Raw genomic sequence first — 20,965 nt, 5'->3', positions numbered from 1 at the left:
TAAGTTTTAATAAACGCCCTTCCATTCGGCGATGTTAGAGGCATCGAATTTGAAAGGATCGCCAAGCATAATCTGCGAACCGTCCCCGTCCTTCACAACCTCTTTTTCGCCTAGCTTGCCCGCAGTCAGCTTATCTCCAACCTTGCCGCTGATCGTACCCTTCACGAGCGCGTCTGCCGCAAAACCGGACAAGTACCCAACATCGATCGGATTCCACAGATACATCCACTGACAAACGCCGCTTTCAATGTATTCCGCCATTTCGCTTGGCAAGCCAAGACCGGTCAATTGAACTTTTCCTTTAAGCCCCTTATCCGTTAAAACTTTGCCCGCTGCCGCAATGCCAACCGTTGTTGGTGCAATAATCCCTTTCAGATTGGGATATGATTTCAATAGCGCTTCTGTCTCGGACACGCTCTTATCGCGCAAGTCGTCGCCATAGGCCACTTTGACCAGCTTGATTTTGCTGTATTTGGAATCTTCCAGCTCTTTTTTCATCCATTCAATCCATGTGTTCTGATTCGTCGCTTGCGATGTCGCGCTTAAAATAGCGATTTCGCCTTCTCCGCCGATCATTTCGGATACGCCTTGGATCAAGGTGCGACCGATTCGTTCCGGATCGGCTTGGTTGACGTGTACCATACGGCTGGCGGCGTTTACCGCGGAATCCAGCGACAGTACTTTAATGCCTTGATTCATCGCTTTTTTGAGCGCTGGCTGCAGCGCGTCGGGATCGTTGGCCGCAATGGCAATTACGTCTACTTTTTGCGAAATAAGCTCTTCAATCATTCCAATTTGTGCTTCGGCAGTCGGCTGATCCGGCGCTTTCAAAATCGCTTCATAACCGAGCTCTTCCACCGCATTTTTGAATCCTTCCATCTGTTTCTCGCCGTATGGATTGCCCGTGTTTTTAAAAATGATGGCATATTTCTTTTTTGCATCCGTGGCGTCGCCGCCTTTGTTGGCAGCTTGGTTTTCACCCTTGCCACCATTCGTATTGGATGGTGTGTTATTACCTCCGCAAGCGGCCAGCATGGAAAGCGAAAGCAAAACGGTCAAACATGTCAGTAGTAGTTTAGATTTTTTCATTCCGTTACCTCCCTTTTTGTGTACCCAACATTTATATACAAAACAGTCGCTTGACTGAGTTGCTCCAGCTTAAGTGTTTCTCGTGAGCCTGTTGCTTCGTTTAAGTTGCGGAACTGCAACTGCGGCTATAAGCAGAACGCCGATAATGATGAGCAATATTTGTGCTTGCACGTTGACCAATCCTAATCCGTAACGCAGAAATCCGATCAGAAAAACGGCTAGTATCGCGCCGATCATCCGTCCTTTGCCTCCGGCTGTGCTAATGCCTCCGAGAACAACCATCGCAATGACGTCCAGTTCATAACCCATGGCAATATTGGGCCTGGTGCTACCCATACGGGAAGTCAGGAACAACGCCGTCACCGCTGCCATTAAACCTGCAAGTGTAAATACAATGACCTTGATCCGATCCACACGAATGCCCGAAAAACGAGCCGCAGTGGTGTTATTGCCCATTGCATACAATTGCCGGCCGAACACCGTTTTGTGCAGCAATAAGCTGAACAGGACGGCAAATACTGTAAATACAATCAGAATGAAAGGGATCGATCCTACATATCCCCAGCCCAGATAGCTGAACCAATCGGGAAATGAGCCTGCTGCTTGATCCTCCAGGATCATGTAGGCGATTCCCCTGTAAATAATCATCGTTGAGAGCGTGATAATAACCGAAGACAGTTCCTTGTATTTCACAATGAGCATCCCGTTAATCCAACCGCACACCGTCCCTACCACCAAACAAATGATCATCGCAAGCTCGAGCGGGACACCTCTGTTAAATAAATCCGCCATAATAACGGACGATAGCGCCACAATCGATGCAACGGAAATATCAATGTCCGCCAATATAATGACAAATACCATCGGAAGAACGATAAATGCTTTGTCCAGGAAACCCATCGTTGCGTCTCGCAGATTCTCGTAATCCCAATAAAACTCCGATAAATTCATATTCATGACGGTTATGGCTAGAAACAACAGGACCAGCATCCATTCCCATTGAAGGAAAAACCGTTTATAGGAAAAAGGCTGTTTATTCGTTACAATTCTCGGCTCCATAACGCTAGATTTTCCTCCTCATGAGATGATTGCGATCAACGCCCCGTTTGACGATTGCATTTATAAGCACGGCGGCTAAAATAATCGCTCCTTGAATGCCGGTTTGCCAAAACGCCGATATGTTGATCAAGGGAAGAGCATTATTCAAAATACCGAGTAAAACGGAGCCAAGGATAATGCCCGATATTTTACCTGAACCGCCTGCAATGCTGACGCCGCCCAGTACACATGCCGCAATGACGCTCAGCTCATAACCCGAAGCCGTATCTCCTTGAGCCGAGGCAAATTTGGATACCCACAGCACTCCTGCGAGACCGGACAGTCCGCCCATAATGGAATAAACGAGCCATAATATTTTGTCCCTATTAATTCCGCTGATGACCGCCGAATCTGGATTGCTGCCTACGGCATAAATCTGTCTGCCCGTACGGGTATGATTGACAAAGTAATAAGCGATGACATAAATGATGATGGCAATAACGATTAAATTGTTGATTCCGAATAATTTACCTGTGGCGATTGCTTTGAAATCTACCGGCATCTGATGTGCGCTAACCCATTTGCCGCCGCTGGTCCAAAAGGTTAACCCCCGGAAAATATTCATCATCCCGAGCGTAGCGATAATCGGCAGGATGCCAATTTTGGAAACTAAAAACCCTATCACGATACCGCTGACAAGCCCCGTTACAGTGCCAATTAGTAGAACAGCGACAGGCGGTATTTCAGGAAATGCACTAACCGTCTGCGCGGCAATCATGCCGGATAGGGCGAGTGTCGCTCCAATGGAAAGATCAATCCCGCGGGTAACGATAACGAGCATCATCCCTACCGCCAAAATGCCCAAAATTGCGGTATTGGTGGCCATATCGTTTATATTTTCCAAGGTCAAAAAGCTCGGATTGCGAAGCTGTACGCCAATTGAAAGTAGAATAATAAACCCAAGCAAGCCTAGTTCTCTGAATTTAGCAATCCTTGCGCTGAGCATGCTTTTAGGCCAAATGCCTCTAGGCGCTGCTGCAGGCGGATCGAAGGTGTTCATTCTTCTCTCCTGCATCGTCATGCCCACCTTTAATATTGTTGTTGGAGAGGCCTCTCATCAGCCATCGCTGCTTGAAGAATCGCTTCCTGTGTTATGGAATGGCGCTCGAGCAAAGCGGTAATTCTGCCCTCTCTCATTACCGCTACACGATCACACATTCCGATGATCTCCGGCATCTCAGAAGATACCATTAAAATGCCATACCCTTGGCAAGCCAGGTCGCTAATGATTTCATAAATGGCGGACTTGGCGCCCACATCCACCCCTTTGGTCGGTTCATCCAAAATGATCACTTCCACATCAGTCGTAAGAAGTTTAGCAAACACGACCTTTTGCTGGTTGCCGCCCGACAAGGAGCCCGCCAGATCGAATATGCTTTTTGCCTTCACATTCATTTTCTCCGCCAAGCTCTTTGCTAGGTTTGCTTCCTTCTCTAGGTTGAGAACTCCCTTGCCCGATACCTTCTTTAAGGAAGATAACGTTATATTCCTGCCGATGCTCCATTGCAGGACGAGCCCTTGCTTCTGCCTATCCTCCGGCAAATAGCCCATTCCTTTACGCATCGCGTCATCCGGTTTGCGGATGTTCACTTCCTGACCGTTTAGAAACACCTTTCCTTTATCCGATCGTTCAATTCCGAAGAGACTTTGACATACCTCGGTGCGGCCTGCCCCGACGAGCCCTGTCAGTCCTAAGATTTCTCCTCTGCGCAGCGTAAAAGAAACATCAGCGAAGTATCCCGTTCTTCCAAGACCTTCAACACGAAGCAGCTCTTCCCCGATCTGCGCCTCCTTTTTCGGGAACAGTTGCGTAATTTCGCGGCCTACCATGGCAATAATCAAGTCATTGTTCGTAATTTCATCCACATTCCATGTGCCGATATATCTGGAATCCCGGAACACCGTCACCCGACTTGCTAAGCGATACATATCCTCAAAACGATGGGAGATGAAAATAATAGCGGCGCCCTTGTCTCGAAGACCTTCGGCAATCCGATATAAATCCTCGCTTTCCCGCTTGGTGAGAGCCGCGGTCGGTTCGTCCATGATGATTATTTTCGCATCGACAGAAAGCGCTTTCGCAATTTCAACGATTTGTTGCTGGGCCACGCTTAGCGAGCCCATGAGCGTTTTGGGGCTGAACCCCGCTCCAAGCTCCTTCAGCAGCCCTTCAGCAGCCGTATGCATATCGTTCCAAAGAATTCGTTTTGTACGTTTTTGAATTTTTTCATGTCCCATAAAGATGTTTTCCGTGACGCTTAGATCGGGATAACAAGTAACATGCTGATAAATCGCTGCTATCCCCATTCGCTTCGCATCCGTAGGATTTTTTATATCAACCCGTTGTCCGTTGAAATAGAGCTCACCTTCATCGGCGGGATGAACACCTGTTATTACTTTTATAAATGTCGATTTCCCGGCTCCGTTTTCGCCCATCAGTGCATGAATCTCGCCTGGCTTCAGCTTGAAATAGACATTGTCCAGCGCCTTGACGCCTGGGAACGTTTTGGTAATGCCTTTCAGCTCTAACATGTATTCGGCCATTGCCGAATCACCCTCCTTGTGGTGAAAAGCGTCCGCTGCGCCAAAGGTCGGCCCTCCGATCGCTCTTGAACTAAGATTTCCTTGAACTTACCCTTTCATAGAGGTGGAAATCCGACTTCAAAGGCGAACGCTGACGCTTCTCCGGGCTCGACCTTTAGCTCCGCTTCTTGCTTCACCAGCCTTCTAAAGCTACCTTACCGAAATTGAAGGGCTCGAAGTAGGAGACATTCGTTACATATGGGGGGTGTTTATTCGCTTTATTCAGCAGCTCTTAACGATATCGCTGTAAATCTTGTCGACAAACATAAATATATACAGCCTTAAAATCATCAATGCACACGGAGACTGATAGGAAGGATTTTCATTTTATAGGGGGAATAATGGATATTAGATTAGAACCAGCACTTCGACGCACTGGAAGAACACTTCAAGACCATGACTACAAAGGAGGAACAATGAACATGCACTCATCCGCACCGGAGTTCACCATCACCCGCACCCTGAATGGACGCCCCGAACTCGTGTGGCGCGCCTGGACGGAGGAAAAAGAACTCGCCGGCTGGTTGCCTTCAACACCCCTGGAGTCCATATTCTTCGACGTCCACGAAGGCGGACGCTACCGTTACACAATGATCAATAACGAGACCGGCCAGGAGTTTCTCACCGGAGGTGTGTTCCTCGAAGTCGTACCCCTCGAGCGGCTCGTCTTCACCTGGGGTTACCCCGATGATCCCATCGAGAACTCCCCTGTCGTGACCCTAACCCTCACCGCACAAGCCGACCGCACCGAAATGAACTTCCACCTGCGCGGATTCGCCGGTCACCCCGGCGATAAGTACGTGTACGACGGCTGGTCCGGAACACTCGACAATCTGGCGACTCATCTACGCGATCAAAGTTCCCTATAGTGATATTTGTTTGAACTCATTCAACTCACTATCAAATGCAAAAAAGCACGCCACATCCAGCATGTTTTTTTGCATTTGGGGACATAGTTGGAATCGAACCCAAGTCCTCGCTAATAGCCGCTCTTCTGGGCTCCAGCTGTTAGAAGAACATTAAGTATTAGACTGGAATCGGCCAGTAAGCTAACTGGAAGTTTAATGGACTAATTTACCTGTATTAGAGTGAGGACCCAGATGCTAAAGTAGAAAATGAATAAGGATAAGCCGTACAAAATCTAAATAATTTTCAAAAAAAGAGCAGTTCGTTGTTGAACTGCTCTTTGTCTTCAAGAAAAATGAATTGGACTGGTTCTTTGCAATAACTTGTTGGCTAATTTCTTTATTGGCAATTGGATATGTTTTAAAAAATTCTGCCATGGTGGCTGGCGAGATGTATTCACTGTGGAATTGGTATTGGGACGTTTTTATTAGGGCTACATGAATTGAGTTATTAATACTATGAAGATATAAAGGGGTATTGCAGGTTGAAAAAATGGGCTTTTTTCTTTATCTCCATTCTTATTATCGGCTTAATAATTTTGAGTTACAAGTATGTTGAAGCAAATACGAAGGCACAAAACTTACAAAACTCAATTGATGCAAAATTTAAGGCTGAACTTAGCTTTACTCGTGACAGTTTTAACGTAAAAATGAATGATTATGCTTATCGATCTATATTATCACGTGTTTCTACTGTGGCCTCTATTTCTGAAATAACTTCTTATGAGGATCAGAATGATAACTTGGATATTAGTTTGTATAACCTATATGTTGCTTTAAATAATGATAGATCTAAAGAAAAAGTTTTATCTCGAGCAGATGAATTAAGAGATATATTTATGATGCTGGTAACTAATCCTGCAAGTAAAGAGGCGACGGATAAACTAATGCAAATTAATGATGAAACATTTTTTAGAGATTGAGCTAATCACCCTTTCAGTAGGGTGGTTTTTTTGCTTCGACGATGTTAAAACTTACTGTTAATTTTGTCCAAATGAAAACCGCCTTCGGAAAAGGAGGCTTATTTTATTACTGAAACCGAGTGGTCATCATTCAATCTCGTAATTTCACATTTTTCAAGGTATTCGAACTCTTTTATTCTATCTTCTATTGTCTTACTTTTATCATCTTTAAATAAATCTTCTCTATCGTAATGAGGAAAAATAAGTTTGTCTGTTAAATTTAATGCAGACAAATCTTCTATACCGAGAGTATTCATTTGCGGAGTAAAAAACCGAACAACTTTAATATGCGGTCCAAGTAAGATTGCACCTGCACTTACTCCAACAATGATTACATTCTGTGATGCTAAATTCTTTAGAATTTCATCTGCACCACTTTTCTTCGTATGATATAACAAATTAAACGGGTTCCCGCCACTGATGTATATTATATTTTTCTGTGTAAGCCGTCCTGGGTTTTCGAACTCTAAATCCGTGAAATCAACGTTTTGGAATCCCATTTCATTAAAATCTTTTTTTGCCTTTTGTACAAACTTATTGCCCTCTTTTTTTGGAGAGGCTGTCGTAATAATAGTAACATTCAACTGACTGCTTTCTCTGTCAATTAGCTTTAAAAACTGGTTCTTAATATTCTCTGTTTAGAAACTATTAGAAGTTAGTAATAATTTAGTCATAGACAACCCTCCGCTACTTATTATACTTATTCTAACAACTTTGAATTGATTCTTCCGCTAAATTAGCAAAAAAATCCTGCACATCGAAGTTTGCTGTAGTCCAATCTAAACAGCTTATCACTTAAGACGGGAGGACGATGAAGTGGCTCCAAAACATATCGTTTCTGCGGCAACAATAGTAGTTAATGAGCGTAACGAAATCTTATTGATAAAAGGACCTAAACGAGGATGGGAAATGCCAGGAGGACAAGTCGAAGAAGGTGAATCATTGAAGGATGCAGCGATAAGGGAAACAAAGGAAGAGAGCGGTATTGAAATAGAAGTGACAAAATTTTGTGGTGTTTTTCAAAATGTAGGTAGTAGTATCTGTAACACTCTATTTTTAGGCAAACCAGTCGGAGGAGAATTAACCACTACCCCAGAGTCTTTAGAAGTAGGGTATTTTCCAATCGATACAGCATTAGAGATGGTAAGCTGGGGGAACTTCAAGGAAAGAATTGAGCTTTGCTTGAATGAAGAACATCATCCTTTTTATGTTGAGTTTTCCATCCCGCTTAAGGATTGCTAAAGCTCAGTAAGTTTTTCCGTTAAACCGCGTTAACCTAACGAGTAGCGATAGCTCAATGTTAACCGCCTTTTCAATAGGGCGGTTTTCTTTTTGGATCCTTTATGAAAAATGAAAAAAGAGCGGAGCCAAAGGTCGAGCCCGGAGAAGCGAAAGCGTTCGCCTTTGACCTCAGATTTCTTTGAATTAACCGCTATAGCGGTTAATTCAAAGAAATCTGAGGTCAACAGCGATCGGAGGGCCGACCTTTGGCGCAGCGGGCACTTATTCATCGTGTTTGCATCTATATGTACTTACTTCGAAAGCTTAAATTCCCGATACTTGGATGGCGTATCACCGACCCATTGCTTGAATAATTTACTGAAATATTTCACGTCCTGATAACCGACCTGAGCACTAATGTCGTAGAGCTTTAATTGCGGATTCATAAGCAGCTCTTTGGCTTTGGCCATACGAAGACCTGTGATGTAATCCAGAATCGTTTCGCCTGTTTGCGTTTTAAAATGCCGGCAAAAATAAGAAGGATTCATATGAACCTGCTCCGCGATAAGTTTGATAGTCAAATCATGTTGAAAGTTAGCGATGATCCATGTTTTGGCTTGCTCAATCGGCTTCATGCTTCCGCTTTGACGAATTTGCCTGATTTGATGAATAAGCTGAGCGATCTGTTTATCCAGCTCTGATCTCAGCTCATTGAGATTAATAGCTCGTTTAATCGTTAAAATACGGTTTTCCAACGTATCGATTCCAACCGTGTTTACCTTCATCTCAACACCGACCGAGTGAATGAGAATAAAGGCATTCATTAACGCTCGTTGAATGGCAATCGGCGAATTCATTTGCTCCAGCCTCCCGAAAAACTCCTTCGTAAGCTGAACAGCCGTCGTTTCGTTCAACTGCTCTATCGATTGCTTCATTCGTTGCACAATTGCCATAAGCCCTGGATCGATTGGATCCAAGGAGGTGTCAGCCTGCCGCTGAATTCCTTCACGGTTAAACAACTGGTTGCCGCCATACAGCAGACGGTTGTACATCAATGATAACGCCCCATCCTTCGCTTCAGGCAGCATGTACAGATCCTCGATCTGGCCTCCGTAAGATACGGACACTGTAAACGGCGTATAAGACCGAACAGCCGACCTAATATGATCGGAAAACTCGTTCACCGTCCCCTCCAAGTTCTCCCTGCCATTTTCGAGGGCGCACAGCAGTACCCAAAAATTCAACTCGTCCCCTCTCCAGCACCATCCGATGTGTTCTGTATCGGATCCCCGTTTTTCAACAACTTCTTTAATTATATTTTCTAAAACATAAGCGTAAGCTTCCCAATCTTTGGTCGTGTAACTTCTTGTTTTGACTGGCAAAGCGTCGAGGCTAATATAAAGAAGGGCATAACAGCCTTTCGGAAACCCATCTACCCAATAGCCCAAACGGGAACTATCGAGTCCGGCCGAAGTGACATAACTTAACAGTTGAATTTGCTCTGTCGTTTTCAGCCTTTCTGATTTGCGCTCCAACTCGGTCCACTTCATATGTTGAACTCGCCCGCTTTGGATTTTCACTTTAATTTCCGCCATTCGATCTCTGAACTGCTCCCGGTCGATAGGCTTCAAAAAATAATCAACCGCCCCTTCACGAAGTGCGGACTGAATATATTGAAACTCATCATAACCGCTGATTACGAGTGGGAAAAACGAATAATGCCGCCTCCCCTCACTAATTAAGGTCAATCCGTCCATCACAGGCATTTTGACATCCGTAATCAGCAAATCAACGGCTCCAAGTGACTGAATCAAGTAGTCCATCGCTTCTTGCCCATCAGACAGCGTCGCAACGATCTCCCATTCCTCCCCGCAAGAATGAACGAGTCTGGCAATGCCATTCCGAATCATTTCTTCATCATCCACAATTAAGGTTCGAATCGTTTGCAAGCTCATTCCTCCTTGTTGATCACAGGAATACGGATCATTACCTCTGTTCCTTTGCCATGAATGCTATGTAGCTGCAAACCGTATTCCTCGCCCAACATAATCACTATTCGTGCATTAACATTACCTAGACCAAACCCCGAATCTTTGCCGACCAATGTTTCCGATCTAAGCATTCTCTCAATCTCCTCCAGCCGCTCCTGTTCAATACCCGGCCCATTATCCCGAATCCGAAACACGATGTCCTCTTCTCCTGAATGCGCGCCAAATTCCCGGCTGATGCTTAACTTAATATCAAGCACTTTGCGCGTTTCCAGACCGTATTTGATGGCATTCTCAATAACCGGCTGCAAAATAAATTTGGGTGTAAAATACGAGTCTATATCCGTTTTTTTATCGATTTCAAACAACAGTCGATCTGTAAAACGATATTTTTGAATGGTCAAAAAATTGCTAATATGCTGCACCTCATCAGCGATCGGTACATATTTGTTCTTGTTGCTCACTGAGAAACGCAGCATTCTGCCAAGCAAAGTAACCATTTCGACAACCATTTCCGATCTGCCTTCCTCAACGGCCATATTGATCGTCTCCAGCGTGTTGTACATGAAATGAGGATTAATCTGGGATTGCAGGGCGTACAATTCGGCTTCCTTCTGCCGGATTTTAATATCAAAGTTCGTTTCGATCAGCTCGTGAATCGTCGCAACCATCGAATTAAAGCTTCGTGCAAGCGTGCCGACCTCATCGCTGCTGTTAATCTGAAGATCCACCTGAAATCTGCCCATCTCCACCTCTTTCATCAAACGGGAGAGCTTTTTGATCGGCCGTGTTACTTTCATAGCGAAAAAAATAAAAAGAACTGAGGTCATTAAAACAAAGCAAATAAATACAAAAATGGTTACGTTTCTAACCAAATCCGTACGCTCGGTTAAATTTTTGAGTGGAATGCTGTGAGCCAGCACCCAATTAAAATCGAGGGATTCGCTTAAGCTGACAATAACCGCTTTATTTCCAGATCCCTTTCGAAAACTGCCGTTCAGAATGGGATAACGATTAATTTCAGTATCAAAATCTCCAATCTTCTCTTCATCCGTATGAAAAATGATTTCACCCTCGCGGTTCATCAGCCAAAGATCCGCCGTATTATTCTGTTCGAAATCGCGCAGGACATTATTGATAAAGGATAGCTTCACCGCAATCAGCATCGTGGCCAGGCTTTTGCGATTATCCACATCATTCATCTGTTTCATAATCAGCACATAGGGCTCGTTATTTTCAAACACGAGGTTAATCTGACTTGGAAGAATGATTTTGGCCTTGCCTGTCAAATTAAGATCCTGCCCGTAAGGAATCAAGGCATCATCCGCACCCAACCCGGCAAATTTGGATCTCGCACTGTAAAAAAATCGGTTTTTAGAGAACAAAAACACACCCAAAATATCCGGATTTCCCGTGTTCAAATAGGTTCGCGCCAAATAATTATTGACGTCATATTGATCTTGATTCAACTTCGATCTGCTTTGATAAGAGTCGCGCCTCAATATCGCCAACATGTTGTCCGAGTTGAACATCAACGTATCCAGCTCAGCAAAGTCCTCCATATGTTTGGTAATATTGGCGTTAGCTTGCATTAAAAAGCGCGGCATATATTCGCCTATCTGCTCTTCGATCGACTTTTCGTATTGCCAGTAAGAGAATAAACCGAGCAGCGACATTGGAATAACGCTAAGCAGGACATAAACAAGGATCAACTTGGAGCTCAGTCGGTAGTTTTTGAAACGAAATAGCGTGGACGGTTTAAAAATCATACTGATCCACATTTTCCGCCGTAAAATCGAGTGGCTCCCCCATAATGACCGTATCCCCATTTACTCTGATGTGCCCGACATTATAAATGTCATCCCCATCATAGGGCGGCTTGCCTTCAAGCAGATTTTTGGCAAGCACAATCGTTAGATAGCCTAATTTCTTAGGGCTCCAAAGTGTCGCCATCTGAGCCGATCCGTCCTTTAAATAATCACGCATCAGATTCGGAGTTGAGAGACCAACAACTTTGACCTGACTTGTCTTCCTTGCTTCTCTTACTGCTTGCGCCGCAGCTGGAGGACTAACGGAAGAATTGCCTATGATGCCTGACAGCTTTGGGTGCTCCACCAGCAGCTGCTTGGCTGTTTCATATGCTTTTTGCGGGTCATCGTCGGTAGCAACGATATCCACCAGCTTCATTTTTGGATAATACTCGCGCTGCTGCTGCCTAATCCATTTTATCCATTCATTTTGATTTGAAGCGGACAATGCGCCCGTCATAATTGCGTATTCACCCTTCTCTTCCGTGTTCCATGCAAGTGTATCTAGCAAATGACGCCCAAGAGACTCGGTTTCCACCATATTGACAAAAAGCTCCCTGCCTTCCGGCAGCGTATCGGCATCCCAGGTGATCACCTTGATTCCTTTGCTCTTCGCTTCCAACATGATCGGCAGCAATTTCTCCGGATCGTTGGCGGATATCGCAATAGCATCAACAGGGATGTTAATCAGACGCCGAATCACTTTTATCTGTTTTGCTGCGTCTGCGATTGGAGGACCCTCATAAATCACGTTAACGTTCAAATCATCAGCCGCTTCCATTGCCCCCTCTTCTGCGACGTTAAAGTAAGAGATCCCCATCACCTTCGGAACGATTCCGATTGTAAACTTTTGATGAGTGGCTTGCTTCTCGGAGCCAGAATTCGCATCAATAGTGTGGATAACGGTATAGGAATTGTTGGACCCACTGCTACAGGCGGTTGCGGTAAAAACCATTAAAAGCATTACGGTGAACATGCCACGATTCTTTTCTAATGACCGTTTCATTCTATGACCCCCTTATCTAACGCCAACAAAAATCGAGATTGGATAATACACGTTCTGAAAGCGTTTACTAAAATGGATCTGACATTCCCTTTTTTATTCACCTTTTCCTTTTAGTTATTTACTATTCCACATTGTGGCTAGCTATCCTCCCATCATTTCAATACATCCGCTATAATAGAACCATTCCATCCTACCTGCAAAAGGAGCGATTGGCCATGTGCGGACGTTATACCCTAGTCATTACGCTGGAAGAACTGATGAGCCGATTTCTAATCGGCGACACTACCATACCGTTTCACAGCCCCCAATATAATATTGCTCCAAGTCAAATGGTACTTGCCGTCATCTCGGATGGGAAACGTAACCGTCTCGGCGAGCTGAAATGGGGGCTTGTACCGCCATGGGCTGAAGATCCCAAAATCGGCTTTCGCATGCTGAATGCCCGCGCCGAGACAGCCGCTGCAAAACCAGCATTCCGCGAGCCGCTCCGGCGTAAAAGATGCCTCATTCCAGCAGATGGCTTCTACGAATGGCAAAAATCCGGCTCAGACAAACAGCCGATGCGTATCACTCTTAAAAGCGGCGAGCCTTTTGCCATGGCTGGGCTTTACGAAACATGGCTGTCGCCAGCCGGAGAAAAGCTATCTACATGCACCGTGCTGACAACCGAGCCAAATGAACTAATGACGGGTATCCATGATCGAATGCCCGTCATTCTCCGCCCGGAGGACGAGCCGCTCTGGCTCGATCACCGCATTCAAGACGTAGCTCAGCTCCAGCATCTGTTAGTTCCGTACCCACCCGCAGAAATGCGGGCCTATCCAGTCGGCCGCGAGGTCGGCAATGTGCGTCATGATTCTCCATCATGCATCGAACCTCTAGTTCACTCGGATCTGCTTATGGATATGGACTAACATACGCCCCGGCGCTCTTCCATGCTGCCGATGGATGGTTCCATTCCTTCCCTATACGCTATCCATACGTAAAAAAAGCTTCCGAATCCGTCTGTCCACGGTTTCGGAAGCTTTTCATTTTAGGCTCCAGCCGGTTTAAACACTGGCAGAATCCGTCTGCGGCAGAGGCGCTTTACGCGCTTGCCGGGTCCAGCTGCCCCTTCGGCGCCCCCGCATTTCGCGTCCGGCTCCGCTCACCTTGTACACTCACCGGCACATCGCCGGCCAGTGTAACCCGCCGCACAACGCGATGCTGGCCGCCGTAGTCGTTTACCGCCACATGCTGCGTTGCCCGATTGTCCCAAATAACGACGTCGCCTTCCGCCCAGCGCCAACGAACCGTATGGTTCAGGCGAACGATGTGCTCTTGGAACAGCTGCAGCAGATGTCCCGAGGCGCTGCTAGACGCATTCAGAATGCGTTTGGCAAAACTTCCGAGCAGCAGCGCCTTTTCTCCCGTATCCGGCAGCACCCGGACGAGCGGATGTTCCGTCTCGTATACCGTTGAAGCAAATACCTGCCTGTAATTCCGCTCTTCCTCCAGCGGCACTCCCTTGCGTTCTGCGGCAACCGCATAGTCGAAATCATTGCTATGCAGCGCCCAAAGGCGCTCCGCCAGCCCCTTCAGCTCTTGAGACAGGCTTTCATAGGCGGCAACTGTGTTGGCCCAGATCGTATCGCCGCCCGCCTCCGGCACAACAACCGAGCGCAGGATCGATGCCGACGGATAAGCATCCACGAAAGTAACATCCGTATGCCACTGGTCCGCACGTCCTCCGTGATGCGAGTCAAGTTCCAGAATGTAGCCGGAGCCGTCTTTTACCGGAACGGTCGGATGCGCGAACGGCTGCCCAAGCAGCGCGGCAAGCGCCTCCTGCCCTTCATCGTCCAAATGACCCTGTCCGCGAAAAAACAGTACTTTATGCTTCGCCAAAGCATCCCTCAACCCTGCTAATTCCTCTTCGCTCAGCTCACCAGTCAGCTTAGCGCCGCGTACCTCTGCTCCGGTGTTCGGGGTAATGGGGAGAATTTCCCATCCGCTTTCATTGTTAGCCTTCTGTTCGCTCATCCTTTTCATCCTCCTTGGCCCTTGCATGGAATGTAAAGCCAAAAAGGCCCATCGCAGCTCCTGTACGCTGCAATGGACCTCCGGTTAGACCGGCCGGCCATATCCCGTGTATTCCGGGGTATATAATCGGTTTTATTGAATTCATCATAGAATAAGACGATTTATTTGTCAATCTTAATTAAGTCCAGGAGCAAAATTGTCTGGCAGTACTTTCAGTCCACTTCCAACCTTCCGCCTGTCGACAGTGTTATCCAACTGTAGAATCCACTTTTTCAAGAACCTACAGTCCCATCCCAGCTCTCAGCCTTCTTCTCATTCGAATTCCCGCTAACGGCAAGCCCTCTGGCCCCTGCATCCGCTTAACACCATATGGCTCCCAGCCCAGCCCGCTATAAAGTAGCAGCGCACGCGTATTGAGGTTGTGGCAAATCAGATGCAGCTCCTGTGCGCCGTTCCGCTCTCTTGCCAGTCTGCACAACTCCAGCATAAGCGCCTGTGCCGCCCCTTTTCCGCGAAAAACCGGATTCACTACGACGTTGCCCAGCCACAACTGCCCCTCATTCTCATAACAATTTGCATAAGCAGCTGGTTCGCCTGTTGCATCCAATAGCAGCGTAGGAAAATGTCGGCTCCGTGCCTTTTCGAGAAGTTGATTACCGTCCAGAGGCCAAGAGCCGCTTGGAAAAAGGAAAAACGCTTCCTGCCGACTTTGCGGCCAACGGGCAATAACCTCAAAGTCCCCCTCAACAGCAGCACGGCTGAAATAGGGGCGCAGCTCACAGAGAAATCGCTCCACGCCTGGATATTTCTCGCCCAGACTTTGCACCACACAGCCTATGCGTCTGTAGAAACCGGCGTTTTCTCCATCGGTTTCAGCGATTAGTAGAGCTGCCCCCGACTGCCGCAGCCCCCTTTCAACGAGAGCTTTGCCGATCCCCCTCCGCATCAGCTCTCGTTGCACGGCCAAATGCCATTCAGAGGTTCGCACCATTCCCAATCCTGCTGCGGTTCCTTCTCCGGTTTCTGCTCCTTCATGCCGATTCCGCGTTCCTCCCTGTGTTTAGGCTCATCCATCCTTCTACTGTAACGCATATCCGGGCGGAAAGACTCGGGCAAGAAATCCTTTAGCTATTTAATCCCGGACGGAGACAGCCCGCTGCGTATAAAATAGAATGGACCGTTTGACCGCAAATGACCATCAGGAGGCTGAGACAGCTTGTCCACATTTAAAAACGACGCTTCGCCCGTCCCCCTGCTGAATAGCAGCAAAAGGCTGATCCAATTTAAGCAAGCCGCGCTGAGTGCGCTGCAGCAAGCCAGCTTGGACTGGAGTTCTATCCGCTTCCTCCAGCTTTCTGATGCCTGCACCTTCAAAATCGAACATGGGGATGGGATTAAGCTGCTACGCCTGCATCCCGATACCAGCTTGTCCGAATTGAAGTCAGAGCTGGCGTGGCTGGAAGATCTCCACAGCAAGGTTGATTTCCCCATTCCACACGGCATCCCTTTTCAGAATGGCGAGCTTGCGATCATTCTGGAATCATATGGAAGTCCGCCATGCAGCGCCACTTTGATGCAGTGGGTGGAAGGCAGCCATTCCGAAGAAGCCATCTCGCTGGAGGAGGCCTTTCGGGAAGGTGAGTTGATCGCCAGACTCCACGAGGCATCGGAGGCGTATCAGCCTTGTCACCCTTTTGACCAATCAGTATGGGGCTTTGATTCCTTTCAGACCGCCTCAGAACGCTTTTTCCAGTATGCTTCAGCCTTCGTAGATGATCAGGGACTGGAGCTCTACTGCGATGTCACAATCCCTTTGCTGGAATGGCTGAAGAAGCTTCCAATAGAACAAAACAGCCACGGCATCATTCACGCCGATCTTCACCAAGGAAATATACTTTTTCATGAAGGCCAGCCTCGACCGATTGACTTTGGCCGCTGCGGCTTCGGATTTTACATGTACGATCTAGTTCAACCGCTACTGGGACTACCACCTGACCAGAGGCAGGCATTGTGCCGGGGTTACGCCTCACTTCGCCCTTTCCCAAGTAATTGGATAACTCAATTGGAACGCTTCTTTCTTATCTCCATGATCGAGAATTACGCCCATCACGGTCCAAATCCAGCAGAAACTGAATCGATGCGTGAACAGCAGCCTTATGCTCTGGCGATGATAAAACGATATTTGGATGGACAACCCTTTTTATTTGAGCATGTGCCGCCCTATATCATGGAGTGATGACTGCGACGGGCTCGCATAAGCTATATTCACTTGCCGTTACACAAAAATACACTCTCGCAAAAGTGCGTGAGTGTATTTTATGACTAGCAGATGAATATTTTCCCCTTATCTTATGCTCTAATAGGCGCGACTCTATACGGGGCTCTTCCGTCCCCGTCTTGCGCTCCCTCATGGGGGGATAAGCCCCATCCGAATGACAGGACGGACGCTAGACGCTGCGCGTCAGCTTCTGACAAATGGACGATGACTACTTCCTTCTCCGGCTCCAAAATAAGCTCCGCTTCTTGCTTGAGCGCAACGAGTATCCAGCTGTGAATACCGCGAATCGTGTTGTACTTGATTTGGTAGCCGTTCATTACGGCTTGCGAGAAGGTCTCTGCGTCCCCATTCGCCAATTCGGTTAAAGCGGCATACTGAAATTGGAACTTGCTTTCATCCGTAGGCAGATTACCAGCCTGAACTCTACTAATGAGCTCACTACCTGGCCAACCGTATACCTTCAGGGATTCCAACATTAGAGCATCCCATTGTGATAGTTTCGTTTTGGGCTTCAATTTGTCAGCCATTCGTGATTTCTCCATTACTTGCTCGCTTTGTAGGCGTTTAGGAATTCTTTCGCTTTTGCCGGATCGGCTTTCAGCTCTAAGCCTGTATTGACAATCGGGCTAAGTGTAGAGAAGGCTTTGAACTTGTTGCCTTTGTAGAAAGCCAAGATTTCATCCTGGTTAATGGAGTAAAGAACAGCTTTCCGCAGGTCTGCGCTTTCCGCGACTGGGCGGTTTTTCGTATTGAAGAGCAAGTAAGAAACAGCGTTGCTCTGTACCATTTGAAGCGCCAGCTTGCTGTCGCCCTTCACGACGTCGAATTTCGTCTCCGATACGCCGTAGTAGAGATGAATCTCACCACTGCGAAGCGCGGACAAGCTGCTGTCTGCGTCCTTAATGAAGCGGATCTTAATATTAGCAATATTCGGCTCATTTTCCGTGCCTGTCATATAAGCAGGGTTTTTATAGAAAGTCGCCTCGTAATCGTTTTTGGAGGACAGGATGTAAGGACCGCTTGTATATAGTGTATTGTTATACGCATTGCCTTCCGTTACCGTATTTTGGTCGCCATAAGGAATATCTTTGTTCACATCGAATTTAGCTACGTCGTACGTATTGATGCTCTCTACTTGTTTCTTGGACACGATGCCTGCCGACTGGTGAGCCAAATAGTTCAGCACTTGAGGGAATGGCTCAGTCGTTGTAAGCTTAACGACTTGGTATTTGCCCTCTTTGTTGTTCGCTTGTTTCTTATCGGATACGAGCTCGGAAATTTTTGTTCCAAGGCCTTGCTCAAGTGCGGATTTCACAGTGTCGCTGCCACCGGAGAGCTTAACAGCTTCCAGTGCTGCGGCATCCGTTACCAGCTCCACATTCTTGATATGCTCGTGAAGAGTGAATGTGCGGTGGTCAGGCACCGAGTTTTTGTCCTTCGCGCGGTTCAGCGAGAAGATCACATCGTCAGCGCCAACACGTTCGCCAGTATCTGCCGCGAGTTTGTTTTTGATTTGGGCAAAGTTGATATCGTCTCTTAGGATAAAGTAATAATCAGAATTGCCTTCGGCAATGGCATGATTTAAAGATAGGGAACCTTCCGATGTGATTTTATCGTCATCTGTCAGATTCACTAACCGAGCGTACATATTGGTATTGATAATATTAATGGAGCCGTCGTTGCCTTTGATCGGATCAAGCGACGTCAGCGTCGGCATAGTCGACTGAAGGACTAGCGCATCTTTTTCGCGCTTCGAAGTGTCTTTAAAATCAACGTCTTCCCAAGGAAGGGAACGTGACTTCGAGATTCGGACAGAGTCCTTGTTCAGTACGTCCTGATTCAAAGCCTGTGCTTTCAGTGAGTTGTATAGCGGCGCGATATAAGCCTTGTCGAAGACGAGCTGCTGCTCGAATTGCTTGTAGGTTTCCGTGTACTGTTCTGGCGTTTGAGCACCGGCAGCATCAATCAATTTATCGATTTCTGGATCAGCAAGGATGCTATAGTCTCCGCCAGTTTTGAAGAGCGAGCGTACCGCGTAGTCGGGATTGCCTGTAACGGTAGTCCAGCTGGACAAAGCAATATCAAAATTGCCCGCGTCCTGCTGTGATTTGTAGCTGCCATAATCGGCCTGTATGTTCAATTTAACTTTAAATCCGTTTTTAGTAAGCTGGTCGCGAACGATGTTAAGGTCAGCCTCGTTCGAGCTCATGCCAAGCAGTTCGATGTCAACAGGATTACTGTCAACAACAGTTCCTTGCGTTGGTGCAGGTGATTCCTTCACGTCTTTCTTAGTTGTTAATTGGCAGGCGCTAAGCATAATCGAAAAAATAAGTAGCACCAATGCGGCGAATTTGCCTTTGTTCTTCATGGTAGTCCCCTCCTGGGTTATCTTTGTATGTTAACTCACATTCAGTTATCGTCCGTTCATGTTTCACAACGTAGAAGTCGATGGAATATGAATGAGGTTAAAAAAGGAATGAAATCATTAATCAAGCTTTGGATCAAGCGCGTCGCGCAAACCGTCTCCAAGGAAGTTGAAGGAAAGCACAAGCGCGATAATCGCAAGTCCCGGATAGACAGCCGTAAAGGCATGCGTCTCGAGATAGGCGCTTCCGAGCTTTAAAATATTGCCCCACTCCGGAATATGAGGCTCTACGCCGAGACCCAAATAGCTCAAGCTGCTGGTCGAGATGACAACGGTGCCAATCGTCAGCGTAGATTTTACAATCATCGGCGCGATGGAGTTCGGTACGATATGCTTGAACAAAATAGTCCGGTCACTAGAGCCGAAAGCTCTAGCAGCCTGTACATATTCCAAAGTGGATACGAGCATGACATTGGCTCTCATTGTCCGTGCATAAGTGGGGATCGCGCCTACACTGAGTGCCAAAATTAAATTGACCGTACTTGCGCCGAATGCCGCGATAATGGCAATGGCTAGCAGAATGCCCGGAATCGCATAGAGGATATCGAGTATTCTCATAATAATGTTGTCTGTATGCCGTCCATAATAACCGGAGACTGCACCCAGTACGCCCCCGATCAGGAGGGGTATGAGTGTTGACAATAGGCCAACGGCCAATGAGATGCGCGCGCCGAAAACTATACGCGAGAACAGATCTCTACCGAAGTTATCCGTTCCTAGCGGATAGGCCAGCTCAGGAGATTGAAGAATTAAGCTGTAGTTGTTCTCAATCGCAAGTCCGTAATCAAAAGTCAGGTAACTGGTTATGGACAACGTGAGCAGGAACAGGATGAAGAGCAGTCCCAACATGGAAGTCGAGCTTCTCGACAGCCGCTCCACGACTTCCCCCAGCTTGGAACCGGATGAATAACCCTTGTCCCGCAGCTTGGCAATCAGCAATAACCCAAGAAATAAAGCGAACAAGTTGCCGGACACCGAAGTTAAAATAAGTATGCCGGCAATGAGTCCCATCCAGCGTGGCATAACTGCTTTATCTGCATGCTTGGCAACTAGAAGCAATGCTGCGAGCTGCAGGATGGCGGCAACGATCAGCAAAAACATGCCGATTAGAAATCCGTTAGCTACATAAGGCTTAAATAGATTGAGGGCTGACACCGCGAATACGAGCAAAGTCGTAAGCAGCGAATAAACGGCTAGTGTGTACGCCGCACTTTTTTTCTGCTTAATGAGCTGAAACGCCATGGTTGCCACGAACACGTTAGCGGTTAGAATACTTAACAGCAATACGTAACCAAGCATCCTTGTAGAACGTCTAATGGCGCCAGAACGGATAAGATCGTTTCGAATGAGCGCCCATACCGCCAGCTCAAGCAGCGCGAAGGCAAAATAGGCAATGCTTGCAATGAGTACTGCAGGCTTAAATGACCCGTCTCCGGGAACATAACTGTTTAGCAGAAGAACAAAACCCAGCGCCAAGGATACGATGCCAGCGAAGCTCGCTTGACTGTATTCTTGATTTGATTTCAGTCTGAATCTGACTTCTTGCTTGCTGATAGTAGGATTCGTCAAGAGTAGCACCT

At 46.9% G+C, this 20,965-nt stretch carries 18 protein-coding genes; 5 read left to right on the top strand and 13 right to left on the bottom strand.

The genetic code is table 11. The annotated features are described in order from the left end of the window. Positions 1 to 6: 6 nt before the first annotated feature. The 4 genes from rhaS to CGZ75_RS03945 all read right to left on the bottom strand — a co-directional run bounded on the left by rhaS (position 7) and on the right by CGZ75_RS03945 (position 4,731). The gene (rhaS, locus tag CGZ75_RS03960) at positions 7 to 1,089 is read right to left on the bottom strand and encodes a rhamnose ABC transporter substrate-binding protein (protein ID WP_089522971.1); all 1,083 of its coding nucleotides are present in this window, start codon (positions 1,087 to 1,089) and stop codon (positions 7 to 9) included. A gap of 69 nt (positions 1,090 to 1,158) precedes the next feature. Next, positions 1,159 to 2,148: an ABC transporter permease gene (locus CGZ75_RS03955; RefSeq protein WP_089522970.1), complete on the bottom strand. Its 990-nt coding sequence runs from the start codon at positions 2,146 to 2,148 to the stop codon at positions 1,159 to 1,161. 4 nt (positions 2,149 to 2,152) lie between these two features. Next, entirely contained in the window at positions 2,153 to 3,202 is a 1,050-nt protein-coding gene (locus CGZ75_RS03950) for an ABC transporter permease (RefSeq protein WP_176444668.1), read from the bottom strand. Positions 3,203 to 3,216: 14 nt separating this feature from the next. Then, positions 3,217 to 4,731, bottom strand: coding sequence for a sugar ABC transporter ATP-binding protein (locus CGZ75_RS03945; protein ID WP_089522969.1), 1,515 nt, complete (start codon positions 4,729 to 4,731; stop codon positions 3,217 to 3,219). Between the two features lie 461 nt (positions 4,732 to 5,192). Between CGZ75_RS03945 and CGZ75_RS03940 the strand changes: the two genes are divergently transcribed. Beyond that, complete coding sequence (locus CGZ75_RS03940) at positions 5,193 to 5,639, top strand: SRPBCC family protein (RefSeq protein ID WP_089522968.1); 447 nt, start codon at positions 5,193 to 5,195, stop codon at positions 5,637 to 5,639. Between the two features lie 521 nt (positions 5,640 to 6,160). Next, positions 6,161 to 6,598: a hypothetical protein gene (locus CGZ75_RS03935; protein ID WP_089522967.1), complete on the top strand. Its 438-nt coding sequence runs from the start codon at positions 6,161 to 6,163 to the stop codon at positions 6,596 to 6,598. A 98-nt stretch (positions 6,599 to 6,696) separates the two neighbouring features. On the opposite strand, the gene CGZ75_RS03930 is transcribed toward CGZ75_RS03935, so the two are convergent. After that, complete coding sequence (locus CGZ75_RS03930; RefSeq protein ID WP_281255105.1) at positions 6,697 to 7,266, bottom strand: Type 1 glutamine amidotransferase-like domain-containing protein; 570 nt, start codon at positions 7,264 to 7,266, stop codon at positions 6,697 to 6,699. Between the two features lie 187 nt (positions 7,267 to 7,453). On the opposite strand from CGZ75_RS03930, the gene CGZ75_RS03925 reads away from it, so the two are divergent. Further along, positions 7,454 to 7,879, top strand: a complete 426-nt coding sequence (locus CGZ75_RS03925; RefSeq protein ID WP_089522966.1) for an NUDIX hydrolase — start codon at positions 7,454 to 7,456, stop codon at positions 7,877 to 7,879. Between the two features lie 290 nt (positions 7,880 to 8,169). On the opposite strand, the gene CGZ75_RS03920 is transcribed toward CGZ75_RS03925, so the two are convergent. From CGZ75_RS03920 to CGZ75_RS03910, 3 genes are read right to left on the bottom strand one after another with little or no spacing between them, the layout of a single operon-like run. Then, on the bottom strand, positions 8,170 to 9,807 hold the full coding sequence (locus tag CGZ75_RS03920; RefSeq protein ID WP_089522965.1) for a helix-turn-helix domain-containing protein: 1,638 nt from the start codon (positions 9,805 to 9,807) through the stop codon (positions 8,170 to 8,172). A 2-nt stretch (positions 9,808 to 9,809) separates the two neighbouring features. Continuing rightward, positions 9,810 to 11,615, bottom strand: coding sequence for a sensor histidine kinase (locus tag CGZ75_RS03915; RefSeq protein WP_089522964.1), 1,806 nt, complete (start codon positions 11,613 to 11,615; stop codon positions 9,810 to 9,812). Beyond that, positions 11,605 to 12,660, bottom strand: coding sequence for an autoinducer 2 ABC transporter substrate-binding protein (locus CGZ75_RS03910; RefSeq protein WP_245850690.1), 1,056 nt, complete (start codon positions 12,658 to 12,660; stop codon positions 11,605 to 11,607). The genes CGZ75_RS03915 and CGZ75_RS03910 overlap by 11 nt, the downstream gene beginning before the upstream one ends. 215 nt (positions 12,661 to 12,875) lie before the next feature. Here CGZ75_RS03910 and CGZ75_RS03905 point away from each other — a divergent pair, with 215 nt between their 5' ends. Further along, complete coding sequence (locus CGZ75_RS03905; protein ID WP_089522963.1) at positions 12,876 to 13,574, top strand: SOS response-associated peptidase; 699 nt, start codon at positions 12,876 to 12,878, stop codon at positions 13,572 to 13,574. Between the two features lie 172 nt (positions 13,575 to 13,746). Here CGZ75_RS03905 and CGZ75_RS03900 read toward each other — a convergent pair whose 3' ends face one another. Beyond that, on the bottom strand, positions 13,747 to 14,682 hold the full coding sequence (locus CGZ75_RS03900; RefSeq protein WP_089522962.1) for a TauD/TfdA dioxygenase family protein: 936 nt from the start codon (positions 14,680 to 14,682) through the stop codon (positions 13,747 to 13,749). A gap of 280 nt (positions 14,683 to 14,962) precedes the next feature. Continuing rightward, positions 14,963 to 15,673 carry a GNAT family N-acetyltransferase gene (locus CGZ75_RS03895; protein WP_089522961.1) on the bottom strand — a complete coding sequence of 237 codons (711 nt, stop codon included), beginning with the start codon at positions 15,671 to 15,673 and terminating at the stop codon, positions 14,963 to 14,965. A 225-nt stretch (positions 15,674 to 15,898) separates the two neighbouring features. Between CGZ75_RS03895 and CGZ75_RS03890 the strand changes: the two genes are divergently transcribed. Then, positions 15,899 to 16,918, top strand: coding sequence for a phosphotransferase enzyme family protein (locus CGZ75_RS03890; protein WP_089522960.1), 1,020 nt, complete (start codon positions 15,899 to 15,901; stop codon positions 16,916 to 16,918). A 113-nt stretch (positions 16,919 to 17,031) separates the two neighbouring features. Here the strand turns inward: CGZ75_RS03890 and CGZ75_RS03885 are convergent, their stop codons facing one another. The 3 genes from CGZ75_RS03885 to CGZ75_RS03875 all read right to left on the bottom strand — a co-directional run bounded on the left by CGZ75_RS03885 (position 17,032) and on the right by CGZ75_RS03875 (position 20,954). Further along, positions 17,032 to 17,487, bottom strand: a complete 456-nt coding sequence (locus tag CGZ75_RS03885; RefSeq protein ID WP_089522959.1) for a hypothetical protein — start codon at positions 17,485 to 17,487, stop codon at positions 17,032 to 17,034. Positions 17,488 to 17,501: 14 nt separating this feature from the next. Continuing rightward, positions 17,502 to 19,328, bottom strand: a complete 1,827-nt coding sequence (locus CGZ75_RS03880) for an ABC transporter substrate-binding protein (RefSeq protein WP_089522958.1) — start codon at positions 19,326 to 19,328, stop codon at positions 17,502 to 17,504. A 117-nt stretch (positions 19,329 to 19,445) separates the two neighbouring features. Then, positions 19,446 to 20,954, bottom strand: coding sequence for an ABC transporter permease (locus CGZ75_RS03875; RefSeq protein ID WP_089522957.1), 1,509 nt, complete (start codon positions 20,952 to 20,954; stop codon positions 19,446 to 19,448). Positions 20,955 to 20,965 lie beyond the last annotated feature (11 nt).

The sequence above is a fragment of the Paenibacillus herberti genome (assembly GCF_002233675.1).
Lineage (GTDB): Bacteria > Bacillota > Bacilli > Paenibacillales > Paenibacillaceae > Paenibacillus_O > Paenibacillus_O herberti.
Note: the sequence above shows the minus strand (reverse complement) of the source record. Positions and strands in the feature narration are given on the sequence as shown.

Coding starts and splice junctions, on each gene's coding strand:
- CGZ75_RS03895 (WP_089522961.1), bottom strand. CDS start 15,673: ATGGTGCGAACCTCTGAATGGCATTTGGCCGTGCAACGAGAGCTGATG.
- CGZ75_RS03955 (WP_089522970.1), bottom strand. CDS start 2,148: ATGGAGCCGAGAATTGTAACGAATAAACAGCCTTTTTCCTATAAACGG.
- CGZ75_RS03910 (WP_245850690.1), bottom strand. CDS start 12,660: ATGAAACGGTCATTAGAAAAGAATCGTGGCATGTTCACCGTAATGCTT.
- rhaS (WP_089522971.1), bottom strand. CDS start 1,089: ATGAAAAAATCTAAACTACTACTGACATGTTTGACCGTTTTGCTTTCG.
- CGZ75_RS03905 (WP_089522963.1), top strand. CDS start 12,876: ATGTGCGGACGTTATACCCTAGTCATTACGCTGGAAGAACTGATGAGC.
- CGZ75_RS03900 (WP_089522962.1), bottom strand. CDS start 14,682: ATGAGCGAACAGAAGGCTAACAATGAAAGCGGATGGGAAATTCTCCCC.
- CGZ75_RS03945 (WP_089522969.1), bottom strand. CDS start 4,731: ATGGCCGAATACATGTTAGAGCTGAAAGGCATTACCAAAACGTTCCCA.
- CGZ75_RS03950 (WP_176444668.1), bottom strand. CDS start 3,202: ATGCAGGAGAGAAGAATGAACACCTTCGATCCGCCTGCAGCAGCGCCT.
- CGZ75_RS03940 (WP_089522968.1), top strand. CDS start 5,193: ATGCACTCATCCGCACCGGAGTTCACCATCACCCGCACCCTGAATGGA.
- CGZ75_RS03880 (WP_089522958.1), bottom strand. CDS start 19,328: ATGAAGAACAAAGGCAAATTCGCCGCATTGGTGCTACTTATTTTTTCG.
- CGZ75_RS03915 (WP_089522964.1), bottom strand. CDS start 11,615: ATGATTTTTAAACCGTCCACGCTATTTCGTTTCAAAAACTACCGACTG.
- CGZ75_RS03885 (WP_089522959.1), bottom strand. CDS start 17,487: ATGGCTGACAAATTGAAGCCCAAAACGAAACTATCACAATGGGATGCT.